Origin of the sequence: Isoptericola hypogeus (assembly GCF_039531145.1) — a bacterium.
In the GTDB taxonomy this organism is placed as follows: Bacteria; Actinomycetota; Actinomycetes; order Actinomycetales; family Cellulomonadaceae; genus Isoptericola; species Isoptericola hypogeus.
The window spans coordinates 55,895-68,349 of record NZ_BAAAPM010000008.1 but is presented as its reverse complement, the minus strand read 5'-3'; the positions used below and the strand labels follow the sequence as shown (position 1 = coordinate 68,349).

At 75.6% G+C, this 12,455-nt stretch carries 11 protein-coding genes; 4 read left to right on the top strand and 7 right to left on the bottom strand.

What is annotated here, in order from left to right:
• The coding region (locus tag ABD254_RS16020; RefSeq protein WP_344249562.1) for a YbaK/EbsC family protein at positions 1-280 on the top strand (280 nt) is incomplete at its 5' end.
• Positions 281-346: 66 nt separating this feature from the next.
• Here ABD254_RS16020 and ABD254_RS16015 read toward each other — a convergent pair.
• From ABD254_RS16015 to ABD254_RS15995, 5 genes are all read right to left on the bottom strand, one after another.
• Positions 347-1,378 carry a siderophore-interacting protein gene (locus tag ABD254_RS16015; RefSeq protein ID WP_425553833.1) on the bottom strand — a complete coding sequence of 344 codons (1,032 nt, stop codon included), beginning with the start codon at positions 1,376-1,378 and terminating at the stop codon, positions 347-349.
• Between the two features lie 128 nt (positions 1,379-1,506).
• The gene (locus ABD254_RS16010) at positions 1,507-2,415 is read right to left on the bottom strand and encodes a universal stress protein (RefSeq protein WP_344249561.1); all 909 of its coding nucleotides are present in this window, start codon (positions 2,413-2,415) and stop codon (positions 1,507-1,509) included.
• Between the two features lie 144 nt (positions 2,416-2,559).
• Positions 2,560-4,632 carry an iron ABC transporter permease gene (locus ABD254_RS16005; protein WP_425553831.1) on the bottom strand — a complete coding sequence of 691 codons (2,073 nt, stop codon included), beginning with the start codon at positions 4,630-4,632 and terminating at the stop codon, positions 2,560-2,562.
• A gap of 56 nt (positions 4,633-4,688) precedes the next feature.
• Entirely contained in the window at positions 4,689-5,675 is a 987-nt protein-coding gene (locus ABD254_RS16000) for an ABC transporter substrate-binding protein (RefSeq protein WP_344249557.1), read from the bottom strand.
• Positions 5,676-5,876: 201 nt separating this feature from the next.
• Positions 5,877-6,749 (bottom strand): ABC transporter ATP-binding protein, encoded by an 873-nt coding sequence (locus ABD254_RS15995; protein ID WP_344250069.1) that lies wholly within the window; start codon positions 6,747-6,749, stop codon positions 5,877-5,879.
• Positions 6,750-6,961: 212 nt separating this feature from the next.
• Here ABD254_RS15995 and ABD254_RS15990 point away from each other — a divergent pair, with 212 nt between their 5' ends.
• Positions 6,962-8,953, top strand: a complete 1,992-nt coding sequence (locus ABD254_RS15990) for a glycoside hydrolase family 84 protein (RefSeq protein WP_344249555.1) — start codon at positions 6,962-6,964, stop codon at positions 8,951-8,953.
• Between the two features lie 92 nt (positions 8,954-9,045).
• Here the strand turns inward: ABD254_RS15990 and ABD254_RS15985 are convergent, their stop codons facing one another.
• Together ABD254_RS15985 and ABD254_RS15980 are read right to left on the bottom strand one after the other, a co-directional pair.
• On the bottom strand, positions 9,046-9,906 hold the full coding sequence (locus ABD254_RS15985) for a TrmH family RNA methyltransferase (RefSeq protein WP_344249554.1): 861 nt from the start codon (positions 9,904-9,906) through the stop codon (positions 9,046-9,048).
• Positions 9,907-9,929: 23 nt separating this feature from the next.
• Positions 9,930-10,940: an AraC family transcriptional regulator gene (locus ABD254_RS15980; RefSeq protein WP_344249553.1), complete on the bottom strand. Its 1,011-nt coding sequence runs from the start codon at positions 10,938-10,940 to the stop codon at positions 9,930-9,932.
• A gap of 133 nt (positions 10,941-11,073) precedes the next feature.
• Between ABD254_RS15980 and ABD254_RS15975 the strand changes: the two genes are divergently transcribed.
• Both ABD254_RS15975 and ABD254_RS15970 read left to right on the top strand, forming a co-directional pair.
• Complete coding sequence (locus ABD254_RS15975) at positions 11,074-11,751, top strand: NAD(P)-dependent oxidoreductase (protein WP_344249551.1); 678 nt, start codon at positions 11,074-11,076, stop codon at positions 11,749-11,751.
• Between the two features lie 164 nt (positions 11,752-11,915).
• A complete protein-coding gene (locus ABD254_RS15970) occupies positions 11,916-12,449 on the top strand; it encodes a GNAT family N-acetyltransferase (protein WP_344249549.1) in 534 nt (177 codons plus the stop codon).
• Positions 12,450-12,455 lie beyond the last annotated feature (6 nt).

Below are 12,455 nucleotides of genomic sequence, written 5' to 3'. Positions count from 1 at the left end.
CGACGTCAACACGCGCGTGCGGAAGCTGCTCGACGCCCGCAAGGCGTCGTTCCTGGCCATGGACCGCGCGACCGCGGAGTCCGGCATGGAGTACGGCGGGATCACGCCCGTCGGCCTGCCGGGCGACTGGCGCGTGCTGGTGGACGCGCGGTTCGCGGCTCCGGGGACGCTCGCCCTCATGGGGTCGGGGGTGCGCCGCTCGAAGCTGCTCATGCCCGGCGAGCTGCTCTGCGCGATGCCGGGCGTCGAGGTGGTCACCGACCTGGGCGTCGCCCGCTGACCGGGCCCCGGGAACGACGGCGCCCCACCGGGATCGCGAGGATCCAGGCGGGGCGTCGTCGGCGCCTCAGCACTCCGCGCGGCCGCGCCGCCAGTAGCCCATGAACGCGACCGACTTGCGGTCGACGCCCTTGGTCGACACCAGGTAGCGGCGCAGCGTCTTGATCGTGCCGGCCTCGCCGGCGAGCCAGGCGTACAGCACGGTGTCCTGGGCGAGCGGGCGGCCCGACGCGTCGACCGGGACCTCCCACAGGATGTCCTCGTCGATGTCGACGTCGGGCAGCTCGACGTCCAGGTCCAGGCCGGCGGCGGTCACGGCCGGCACCGGCGCGCCGGACGACACCTCCTCGTGCGACGCGCGCACGCCCATCGCGAGCAGGCGGTCGGCGGCGCCCTGCACGGCCGGGACCAGCACCTCGCCGTGCTCGCGCTCCTCGCGCGGCAGCCAGGTGATCCGCACGCCCGCGGGCGCGGCGAGCGTCCAGCGGTCCTCGGCGTGCGGCACCTCGAGGAAGACCTCTCCCACGGCGTCGTCGGGCAGCGACTCGCAGATCGCGGCGATCGCCGGCACCGCCGTCTCGTCGCCCGCGAGCAGCAGCGCGTGGCTGCGCTCCGGCGGGTTGAACTCCAGGCCGCCGTGCGACCCGCCGGTGTAGGCGGCGTTCGGTCCCATGAGCACGAGGGGCGAGCCGGGCTTGGCGCCGTTGGCCCAGCGCGAGGCGGGGCCCGTGTCGCCGTGCAGCACGATGTCGACGTCCACCTCGCGCAGGTCCTGGCGCACCGCCCGGACGGTGTAGGTGCGCAGCGGGTTCCGGCGCTCCTCGGGCAGCGCCCGCCAGGAGGTGAACCAGTCGGGGTTCTGCCGGTCGAGGTACTCCCAGCCGCCGCAGGGGGCGGGCAGCAGGAACTTGATCCGCTGGTCCTTGCCGTTGTCGGCGAACAGGTCGAGGTCGTCGCCGGTGAACGTGATGCGGATGAACGACGGACACAGCCGCGTCACCCGGGAGACCGTGACGTCGAACATGCGGTACGGCTGCTCGGGGGCGGCGTCCGGCGCGGGCTGCTCGGCGCGCTGCGTCGCCTCGACGGTCTGGGTCACGGTGGTAAGCCTAACCTCACCTGGACCGGGCGACGCAACCCCCGTGACCGGTGTCACACCACCCCGGCGCGCACGCCGGTCGAGCCTGTCGAGATCCGGGTCTCGACAGGCTCGACCGGCGTTCAGCCTCAGCCGGACGCGCGGACGACGACCACCGGGCACGCGGCGGTGCGGACCAGCGTGTGCGTCGCGGAGCCGAGCAGGAGCGAGGCGAAGCCGCCGCGGCCCCGGGTGCCGACCACCAGCCGCTCGGCCGTCTCGGCCTCGCGGTGCAGGACCCGCACGACCTGCCCCTCCAGGATCGCGCCGGTCACCTCGACGGCGCCGTCGGCGGCACCCAGCTCCCGCAACCGGTCCTCCACCCGGGCCAGCGCGCGCTCCAGCACGGGGCCGGCGTCGGCCTCGGTGATGTCGTGCGCCTCGTGCTCCGTGGGCCCGCGCGAGACCACCCACTCGGTGACGCCGGGCCGCCAGACCACGACGATCCGCAGCGGGCGGCCGAGCCACCAGGCGGCGTCCGCGGCCGCGTCGAGGGCGAGGCCCGCGGGCTCCGAGCCGTCGAAGCCCACGACGACGGGCGCGTCGGGCGCGACCTCCTGCGGCGGGCCGCCGGCGGGCACGACGACCACGGGGCAGGACGCGTGCGCCGTCACCTGCAGCACCACCGTGCCGCGCATCGCCTCGTAGAGGCCGCCGTGCCGCGTCGCCCCCAGCACGAGGGCGCGCGCGTCCGTCGAGACACCGACGAGCGCCGCGGCCGGCGGCGCGTACTCGACGAACGCCTCGGCGTCCAGCCCCGGCGCGACGTCGCGCGCGAGGGCGGCCGCCTCCTCGACGACGGGCCACGCGCCGGCGTCGCCGCGCTCGCCGAGGTCGGTGCCGTGCGGCCGGGCGGCGACGTCGAGGTCGTGCGCGTCGCGCACGTACACGACGCGCAGCGTCGTGCCGCGCATCCGCGCCTCGCGCGCCGCCCACACCAGGGCGCCCCGCGCAGGCTCGGACGCGTCGTACCCGACGACCACCGGTGCTCCCACCACGTCGCCATCGTCTCTCGCGCGCCCCGCGCTCGAAACCTCAGCGACGACCGCGCAGGTCGCGACCTGCGGTCGCCGGACCTGCCGAGCGGCCCTTCGGCCGGCCCGGCGACCGGGGCCGTCAGGGCGGGCCTGCAGCCCGGGCCGTCAGGCGGCCCGGCCCCGGCTGCGCCAGAGCAGCCAGACGAAGTACGGCGCGCCGAGGAGCGCCGTCCCCAGCCCCGCGGGGATCTGCCCGGGGGCGATGACGAACCGGCCGAGCGTGTCCGCGACGGACACCAGCAGCGCTCCCAGCAGCATCGCGACGGGAAGGACGCGGCCGTGCCGAGCGCCGACGAGTGCCCGGGCGGCGTGCGGCGCCACGAGGCCCACGAAGCCGATGACCCCCACCGCGCACACCGCCGCCGCCGTCGTGAGGGCCGCGGCGCCGAGCAGCACGAGCCGCGAACGGTCCACCGGGACGCCGAGCACCCGCGGCGTGTCCTCGTCGAGGGCCAGCACGTCGAGCTCGCGCCGGTACGTCGCGGCGAGCGGGACCATCACCAGGAGCGCGAGCATCACCGGGAGGAGCTGCTCGAGGCTGCGGCCGTACGTCGACCCGGACAGCCACGTGAGGGCGAGGTTGACGTCCCACGGGGCGACGACCAGCGTCACGAGGGTGATGAGCGCCGTCGTGCCCGCCTGCGCGCCGATCCCCACGAGCACGAGCCGCTCCGAGCCCAGCCCGCCGCGCGCCGACAGGGCGTACACGAGGCCGAAGACGACGACCGCCCCGAGTCCCGCCGCCGCCGACATCGGCCAGATCCCGACGCCGGGCACGAGCAGGATCATCGTCACCGCACCCAGGCCGGCGCCCGACGTCACGCCGAGCAGGCTCGGCTCGGCGAGCGGGTTGCGGCACACCACCTGCACGATCGAGCCCGCGAGCGCGAGCGCCGCCCCCGCGAGCAGCGCCGCGAGCACCCGGGGCACGCGCTGGTCGAGCACGAAGGACACCTGCCGCCCGGCGGTGCCCTGGGCCCAGTTCGCCACGTCGCCCAGGAGGACGATCCGGTCGCCGAGCAGCAGGCCCGCGACGACGGCGGCCGCGAGGGCGGCGACCAGCACGACGAGGACGACGACCACGCGGGCCCGGCTGCGCGGCCGGCCGAGCGCGCCGCGGGCGCCGCGCGCTCCGGCGCCGGAGTCGCGCAGCCGGCGCGCGAGCCACACGAGGATGCCGGCGCCGAGGATGCTCGTGACCACGCCCGTCGGGACGACGATCGACGCCTGGCCGGGCAGCACGACGCGCAGCAGCACGTCGGCGCCGACGACGACCACCACGCCCACGAGGGCGGAGAACGGCAGCAGCAGGACGTGCCGCCCGAGGCCCGGGACGCGTCGACCGACCAGCCGGGCGATCACCGGCGCCGAGAGGCCGACGAACCCGACCGGTCCGGCGACGGTCACCGCGACGGCGGCGAGCCCCACCGCGATCAGCACGGAGAGCACGCGGGTGCGGCGCACGTCGACGCCGAGGACGCTCGCGGCGTCGTCGCCGAGCGCGAGCAGGTCGAGCCGCCGCGCGGCGACGAGCGCGGCCGCGACGCCGACCACCACGACGGGCGTCGCGAGGGCCACCGTCCTGGTGCCGGACTGCACGATGCTGCCGCTGCCCCACGCGAACAGGCCCGTGGTCTCCTGCTCGAAGAGGACCAGGAGCACCATCGTGACGGAGTGCAGGGCGAGCATGATCGCCGACCCCGCGAGCACCAGCCGCGTCGGGCCGTCGGCGCCGCCGCGGGACACCACCAGCACCAGGCCGGCAGCGGCCAGCCCGCCCACGAAGGCGAGGCCGCCCTGGAGGTAGAACGGCACGGAGACGCCGAGGACCGCGACGGCCACGATCGTCACGTACGCGCCCGCGTTGACGGCGAGGGTGTCGGGAGAGGCGAGCGGGTTGCGGGCCACCGACTGCAGGACGGCGCCCGACACGCCGAGCGCCACCCCCACCAGCACGCCCGCGAGCAGGCGCGGCAGCCGGGAGTCGACCAGCACGGCGGCGGTCTCGTCGCTGCGGTCGCCGAGCAGCGCCCGCAGGACGTCGAGCGCGCCGACGTCGGCGGAGCCCTGCGCGAGGTGGAGGGCGCCGACGAGCGCCACGGTGAGCAGAGCGGCGGCGAAGACCACCACGAGGCGCCGGGGCGCCGCGGTGGCCTTCGCCGTGGTGTGGTCGGGCACGGTGATGTCGATTCCGGTGTCGGTCTCGGGTACGGGGCGCGGCGTCGCTGCGCGGGTCACACGAGGGCGTCGACGAGCGCGTCGATGTACGCCGCGCCGGACAGCGGGCCGCCGAACATCCAGATGCCGTCGGGGATGCGGTGCACGTCGCCGGCCGTGACGAACGGCAGCTGCGCCCAGACCTTGTTGTCCTTCAGGCCGTCGGCGAACGGGTCCGCCTCGGAGTCGTTGGCCGCGTAGACGAACTGCACGTCCCCGAGCGCGGTGAGGCCCTCCACGTCGGTCTGCGCCAGGCCGTAGTCCGGGTCGCCGCCCTCGGTCCAGGCGTTCGTCAGCCCGACCTCCTCGCCGAGCGCGCCGAAGAAGGACCCCGGCGTGTACATCCGCACCGAGACGGTGCCGTTGGCGATCCAGCCGTCCGCCATCGCGAACTCGGCGCCCCCGAGGCCGGCGGCCTCGAGCGCGGCGGTGCTCTCGGCGACCTTGGCGTCGAAGTCCTCCAGCGCGGCGGTGGCGGCGTCCTGCGTGCCGGTGACTTCGCCGAGCGTGGTGACCGTGTCGCGCATGTGGCCGATCGGGTCCGCCCCGTCGGAGCCGCGCAGCGCGAGGACCGGCGCGACCTCCTCGATCTGGGCGATGACGTTCTCCGGGATGTCGGTCGTCGTGACCACGAGGTCGGGCTCGAGCGCGGAGATCGCGTCCAGGCTCGGCTCGCCGCGCGTGCCGACGTCGGGCGTCCCGGCGTCGATCGGCGCGACCGTGTCCCACGTGTTGTAGCCCTCGACGTCGGCCTGGCCGGCGGGCTCGACACCGAGCGCGACAAGGTTCTCGGTGAGGCCCCACTCGAGGGAGACGACGGCGGTCGCAGGGGCGTCGAGCGTGTGCTCGCCGCGCTCGTCGGTGTACGTCACCGGGCCGGCGGGGGCCGACGACTCCGGGGCCGCGTCGGCCGTGGGCTCCTCGGTGGTGCCGCACGCGGCGAGGGCGAGCGCCGCGAGCGCTGCGGTGGCGCCGGCGAGCAGGGGGCGGGTGGCGGTACGCATGGGTGTCCTTCGGGTCGGTGCGCGTGCCGGGGCACGGGCAGGCAGGGTCGGGCCGGCGTGGTGCGGGGCCGGGCGTTCAGGGGCTTGGCGGTGCCGGGCTTGGCGGTGCCGGGCTTGGCGGTGCCGGGCTTGGCGGTGCCGGGCTTGGCGGTGCCGGGCTTGGCGGTGCCGGGCTTGCCGAGGGGCGGGACGCCCCGGGTGTCAGGCCGTCGCCGCGACGGCGCGCCGGACGTCGTGCCGCCCCACCGCCTCGCAGCAGGTCCGGCCGGTGATCGGATGGGTGTACACGTCGACGTGGATGCCGTAGACCTCGGTGAGCAGCTCGCCCGTGAGCACATCGTCCGCGCGGCCCGAGGCCCGCACGACCCCCTGGTGCAGCACGACGACGTGGTCCGCCACGGCCGCGGCCTGGTTGAGGTCGTGCAGGACGACGCCCACGGCGACACCGTGCACCGCGGCGAGGTCGCGCACCAGGTCGAGCAGCTCCACCTGGTAGCGCAGGTCGAGGTAGGTGGTGGGCTCGTCGAGGAGGAGCACTCCGGTGTCCTGTGCGAGACAGGTGGCGAGCCACACGCGCTGCAGCTCGCCGCCGGAGAGCTCGTCGACGCCGCGGTCGGCCATGGCGGTCACGCCCGTGACCTCCATGGCGTGCGCGATCGCGCGGGGCCCGTCGGGGTCGGCGGTGCGGAAGCGCCCGCGGTACGGGTGCCGCCCGTAGGCGACGACGTCGCGGACCGTCACGCCGCTCGGCGTGGGCCGGCTCTGCGACAGCAGCGTGACGCGCCGCGCGAAGTCCTTGGGGTGCAGGACGAGGGCGTCCTCGCCGCCCTCGGGCGCCGTGCCGTCGGCCGACTCGTCGTCGACCGCGTGGAGCCGGACCCCGCCGGCATCCGGCCGGTGCAGCCGGGCCAGCGAGCGCAGGAGCGTCGACTTGCCCGAACCGTTCGGCCCGAGCAGGGCGGTGACCGCGCCGCGGCGCAGCTCGATGCCCGCGCCCTCGACGACGGTGCGCTTGTCGTACGACAGGCTCAAATCCTGTCCCGCGAGCGCGACGTCGGCGCGCGTACCGGGCATGGCGTCGGCCACTAAGGTCTGACTCACGTAGGTGAGGCTAACCTTCACGGTCCGATCTGAACACCCCCGGTCCCGTGATCCACCTCACGCGGCGTCGACCCGGACCGACCCGTCGCGCACCGCCTCGACCCGCCGGAGCGTCTGCGGTTGACACCTGCGGGCGGGTACGACAGCGTTGTCATACCTGCTGGTCTAGACCAATGGAGGTTCTGATGACCACGAGAGCTCGGCACCGCACCGGCGCGGCGCTTCTCGCCGCGGCGACGCTCTTCGCCACGGCGGTGGTGGCGCAGCCCGCCACCGCCACGACGCCGGCCGCTACCGCGTCCCGCGACGACCTTCCCACGATCAGCCCCGCACCGCAGGAGGCATGGCGCTCCGGTCGCGACGTCAGGCTCGGGGACGGCGTCGACGTCGTCGTCGGCGACAGCACCGACCCGGCCGCGCTCGACGCACTCGTCACGGCTCTGCGCGCCCACGGCGTCGACCGGGTCCGGACCCGCGACGACTCGGCGCGCGGCCGCGCGGCGCTGCAGATCCGGCTCGGCGACGCCGAGGACGCGAGCGCCCGGGCCGCCGGCGTCACCGTGCCCGAGCACGCCGAGGCGTACGCGATCCGGGTCGAGGCCCGGGGCGGCGGCCACGACCACGGCCGCCAGGCGAAGGGGCTCGACGTGGTGACCCTGGCGGGTTCCGACCCGGCGGGCCAGTTCTACGCCGTGCAGTCCCTGGAGCAGCTCGTCGTCGGCAGCGGGCACCGCGCGCGGATCGCCGGAGCCACCGTCCGCGACTTCCCCGCGATGCCGCTGCGCGGCACGATCGAGGGCTTCTACGGCGAGCCGTGGACCCACGCGGAACGCCTGGACCAGCTCGAGTTCTACGGCGACGTCAAGGCCAACACCTACGTCTACGCCCCGAAGGACGACCCGTACCACCGCGAGCAGTGGCGCGAGGAGTATCCCGCCGAGAAGCTCGCGGAGCTCACCGAGCTCGTCGAGGCCGCGACGGCGAACCACGTGCGGTTCACCTTCGCCCTGTCGCCGGGCAACAGCGTCTGCTACTCCAGCGAGTCCGACATGGCGGCCCTGGAGGCCAAGTTCCAGGCCCTGTACGACGTGGGCGTGCGCGCCTTCAGCGTCCCGCTCGACGACATCGACTACAGCACGTGGGCCTGCGACGCCGACCGCGAGGCCTACGGCGACCCGTCGCCCGCCGCCGCGGGCCGGGCTCAGGCCGACTTCCTCACGCGCGTGCAGCAGGGGTGGATCGAGACGCACGACGGCGCCCAGCCGCTGCAGATGGTGCCGACGGAGTACTACAACACCACCGAGTCGCCGTACAAGGCCGCGCTGCGCGAGATGGACGGCGACGTCGTCGTCATGTGGACCGGCAACGATGTGGTGCCCCAGTCGATCTCGGTCGACCAGGCGATCGAGGCGGACACCGTCTTCGGCGGCCCGACGTTCCTGTGGGACAACTACCCCGTCAACGACTACGGCCAGTCCAGCGGCCGTCTCCTGCTCGCGCCGTACGACAAGCGCGAGCCCGGGTTGTCCGACCACCTCGCGGGCCTGGTGTCCAACCCGATGAACCAGGCCGCGGCGAGCAAGGTCGCCGTCTTCGGCATGCTCGACTTCGCCTGGAACGACCGGGCCTACGACCGCGACCGCAGCTGGGTCGAGGCGATGCGCTACCTCGCGCACGACGACCGTCGGGCCGTGGAGGCCCTGCTCGCCTTCGGCGACCTCAACCACCTGGCCCCGAGCTTCGGCGACCCGTGGCAGCCGCAGGCCCCCGCGCTCGCCGCCGACGTCGAGGACTTCTGGGAGCGCTGGACCTCCGGTGACCGGCAGGCGGCGGTCGACGGGCTGCGCGAGCGGGCCGAGCTGATCGCGTCGGTGCCCGAGACCCTGCGGTCCGGGTCGGTCGACCCGGCGTTCGTCTCGGACGCCGCACCATGGCTCGACGCGAACCAGCTCTGGGGCGACGCGCTCGTCGCGACGCTCGGCGCCGCCCAGGCCGAGCTCGACGGGGACGCGAGCGCCAGGGACGCGCTGCTCTCGGGCGCGCAGGCGTCCGCCGACGCGGCCGCGCAGGTGATCGTCGACCCGCCGGACAACCGGTGGGGCGCGGCGCCGGTCAAGCTCGGCGACGGCGTCCTCGACACGTTCCTCGTGGACCTGGCCGCCGATCTGCGGATCTGACAGCGAGACATCGGGCGTGCCGGGTCGATCCTCATACCCGCTGGATGAGGATCGACCCGGCACCCTCGTTGCCCGGTCGGGGACGGAACGCGTCAGGCGCGCGTCGCCCAGAACGCCACGGCCGACGCGGCGGCCACGTTGAGCGAGTCCACTCCCCCGGCCATGGGGATGCGCACCACGACGTCCGCGGCCGCGACGGCGTCGCGCGAGAGCCCGTCGCCCTCGGTCCCGAGCACCATCGCGAGCCGCTCCGGCGGCTCGACGACCAGGTCGTCCAGCGACACGGCGTCGTCGGCCAGCGCGAGGGCCGCGACCGTGAACCCGTCCTCGGACAGCGCCTGCAGCCCGGCCGGCCACGACTCGAGCCGCGTCCACGGCACCTGGAAGACGGTGCCCATCGAGACCCGCACCGACCGCCGGTACAGCGGGTCGGCGCAGCGCGGCGAGACGAGCACGGCATCGACGCCGAGCGCCGCCGCGCTGCGGAAGATCGCGCCCACGTTGGTGTGGTCGACGATGTCCTCCAACACGGCCACGCGTCGCGCCCCGGCGCCGCCGCGCGCGCCGGCGACCAGCTCGTGCACGCTCGGGAGCGCCGGGCGGTGCATGGCGGCGAGGGCGCCGCGGTGCAGGTGGAACCCGGTGATCTGCTGCACCACGTCGTCCGCGCCGACGTACACGGGCGCGCCCGGGTGCGCGTCGAGCACGTCGGCCATCGAGTCGAGCCACTTGTCGGCCATGAGGAACGACCGGGGCCGGTGGCCGGCCTCGAGCGCGCGCCGGATCACCGACGACGACTCCGCCATGTACAGCCCCTCGGCGGGCTCCCGCGCCGAACGCAGCTTCACGTCCTTGAGGTCGGTGTAGTCGCGCAGCCGCGGGTCGGCGGGGTCGGTCACGCGGACGACGTCCGTGGCGGCATGGGTCTGGTCGGTCGGGTCAGCGGTGCTCACCGGGGCATTCTCCCCCGACGACCTCAGGCGCCGAGCACGTCCTCCAGGGTCCGGGGCGTCGGGGTGGCGCGCCACGCGCCGGGCGTCGTGCCGTGCCGGCGCACGAACGCGCGATGGAACCCGGGGCCGGACTCGTACCCGACGCGCCGCGCCACGGCGGCCACGCTCGCGCCGGGCTCGCGCAGGAGCCGCGCGGCGACGTCCATCCGGTGCCCGGCCACGTAGGTCATCGGGGGCTCGCCGACGACGGCGGCGAACCGCTCGGCGAACACCGACCGCGAAGCCCGCGCCTCGGCCGCGAGCGACCCCAGCGTCCAGGGGGCGGCCGGGTCGGCGTGCACCGCGCGCAGCACCGGCCCCAGCGCGGGGTCGCGCAGCGCCGCCAGCCAGCCCGACGCGGGCTCGTCAGACTCCAGCCATCCCCGGATCGCGTGCACCAGCACGACGTCGGCGAGGCGCGCGGTCACGACGTCCGTGCCCGGCCGGGGGTGGCGCGCCTCGTGGCCGATCGCCTCGACGACGGCGCGCACCCAGCCGCGCTCGGGGCCCTGGGCCTCCTGCGGGGCGCGCAGCACCGGCGGCAGGCTCGCCAGCAGGCGGCCGACCCCGGGGTCGGCGAAGCCCACCGCCCCGCAGATCAGGGTCGCCGGCCGGCCGCCGCCGTCGATCCGCAGCTGCTCGTAGCGCTCGGCCACGACGGTGCGCTCGACCTCCCAGAGGCCGGAGGCCGGGTCGTCGGGGCCGCCGGTGATGCGGTGGCCGGTGCCGTGCGGCACCAGCACGAGATCCCCCGGCGCGAGGTCGTACGTCTGGCCGTCCACGTCGACGACGGCGCGCCCGGTGAGCAGCAGGTGGTACATCAGGATGCCCGGCAGGGCCGGCAGCGCGATCCCCCACGGCTCGCTGAACCGGCCCGTGGAGCAGAACACGCCGGCCATCTCGAGGTCGCCGAGCACGTCGGCCCACGGGTCGTCCCGGCGGGGCTCGGTCAGGACCGCCGTGTCGGGCACGATCGACCCCGAGTTCTGCGTCATCACCCCATGGTCGAGCGTTCGGGACGATCGGTCAAGAGTTCCGGCGGAAGGCTCATTGTCCGTCCGGCGCCGGCCCTCCAGGCTGGGAGCACCGCGGGGCCACGACGGCCCCCAGCCCGGAAGGAGACCGATCATGGACGTTCTCGTGGTAGGAGCGACGCGGGGCACCGGCCTCGCCGTGACCCGGCGGCTCGTCGCCGAGGGGCACACCGTCACCGCGTTCGGCCGGACGGCGAGCGCCGCCTTCGCCGTGCCGGTAGGTGGGCCCGGCGTCGTCCGCCCCGTCGACGGCGACGCCCTGGACCCGGACGCCGTCACGAAGGCCGTCGCGGGGCACGACGCCGTCGTCGTCACGCTCGGCATCTCCGACAACCCGCTCGCGGTCCAGTGGCTGCGCCGGGCGAGCACCGCGTTCGACGTGCGCTCCCGGGGCACCGCGGTCGTGATCGGTGCCATGCGCGAGACCGGGGTGCGCCGCCTGGTCGCGCAGACCACGTACGGACTGGGCGACTCGTGGCGGCACCTGGACCTCCCGTGGAAGCTGGTGTTCCGGTTCGTCATCGGGCGGCAGTTCGCCGACTCCGCCCGGCAGGAGGAGGCGGTGCGCGCGAGCGGCCTCGACTGGACGATCGTGCGGCCCGTCTCGCTCACCGACGCCGACGCGGCCGCGGAGCCGGAGGCGCCGGCCCACGTCACGACCGACGACACCCGGCGCGGGCTCAAGGTCTCCCGCGCGCAGCTCGCGGGCGCGCACGCCGGCGCCCTCGCCGACCCTGCGACGATCGGCGCCACGCTGAGCGTCTCGGCCTGACAGGCCTCCGCGAGAGCGCATGGACACCCTTCCGTGACGCGATCCCTGCCGCCGACGGGGTTGCCCGGCGTTTGCTCGGCGGCAGAGATCGCGTCATGGAAGGGACGTCACGCACGGGTGGACCGCGGGGGCAGATGTCGGGGGCGCGTCCTATCCTCGCCGACGTGACGCACGCCCCCGCCCCCGCGCCCGCCGTGGTCGTCCGCGACCGCGTGCCCGCCGACCTGCCCGCGCTCGCGGAGGTCCTCGCCGCGCAGCGGCCGGCCTCCGGCTACCCGCACCGGTGGCCGCTGCCCTTCCCCGTCGAGGAGTTCCTCGTGCGCCCGGACGAGGAGCGCGCGTGGGTCGCGGAGTCCGGCGGCCGGATGCTCGGGCACGTCAGCGTCACCACCGTGCCCGACGACCGGTACGGGGCCATCTGGTCCGCCGGGGCGGGCCGCCCGGTCGCCGAGCTGGGCTGCGTGTCCGTGCTCTTCGTCGCCCCCGCTGCCCAGGGCCGCGGCGTCGGCGGCGCGCTGCTCGACGTCGCCGTGGCGCACCTGCGCGACCAGGACCGCACCCCCGTCCTCGACGTCGACGACCGCGACGGCGTGGCGCACGCCGTCTACCTGCACCGCGGGTGGCGCGTCGTGGGCGAGGCCAGGTTCGACTGGCAACGGCCCGAGGCGCCGCCCGCCCGGCTGCTCGTGCTGCCCTGAGGCGGC

Coding starts and splice junctions, on each gene's coding strand:
- ABD254_RS16000 (WP_344249557.1), bottom strand. CDS start 5,675: ATGCGTACCGCCACCCGCCCCCTGCTCGCCGGCGCCACCGCAGCGCTC.
- ABD254_RS15995 (WP_344250069.1), bottom strand. CDS start 6,749: ATGCCCGGTACGCGCGCCGACGTCGCGCTCGCGGGACAGGATTTGAGC.
- ABD254_RS15990 (WP_344249555.1), top strand. CDS start 6,962: ATGACCACGAGAGCTCGGCACCGCACCGGCGCGGCGCTTCTCGCCGCG.
- ABD254_RS15980 (WP_344249553.1), bottom strand. CDS start 10,940: ATGACGCAGAACTCGGGGTCGATCGTGCCCGACACGGCGGTCCTGACC.
- ABD254_RS15975 (WP_344249551.1), top strand. CDS start 11,074: ATGGACGTTCTCGTGGTAGGAGCGACGCGGGGCACCGGCCTCGCCGTG.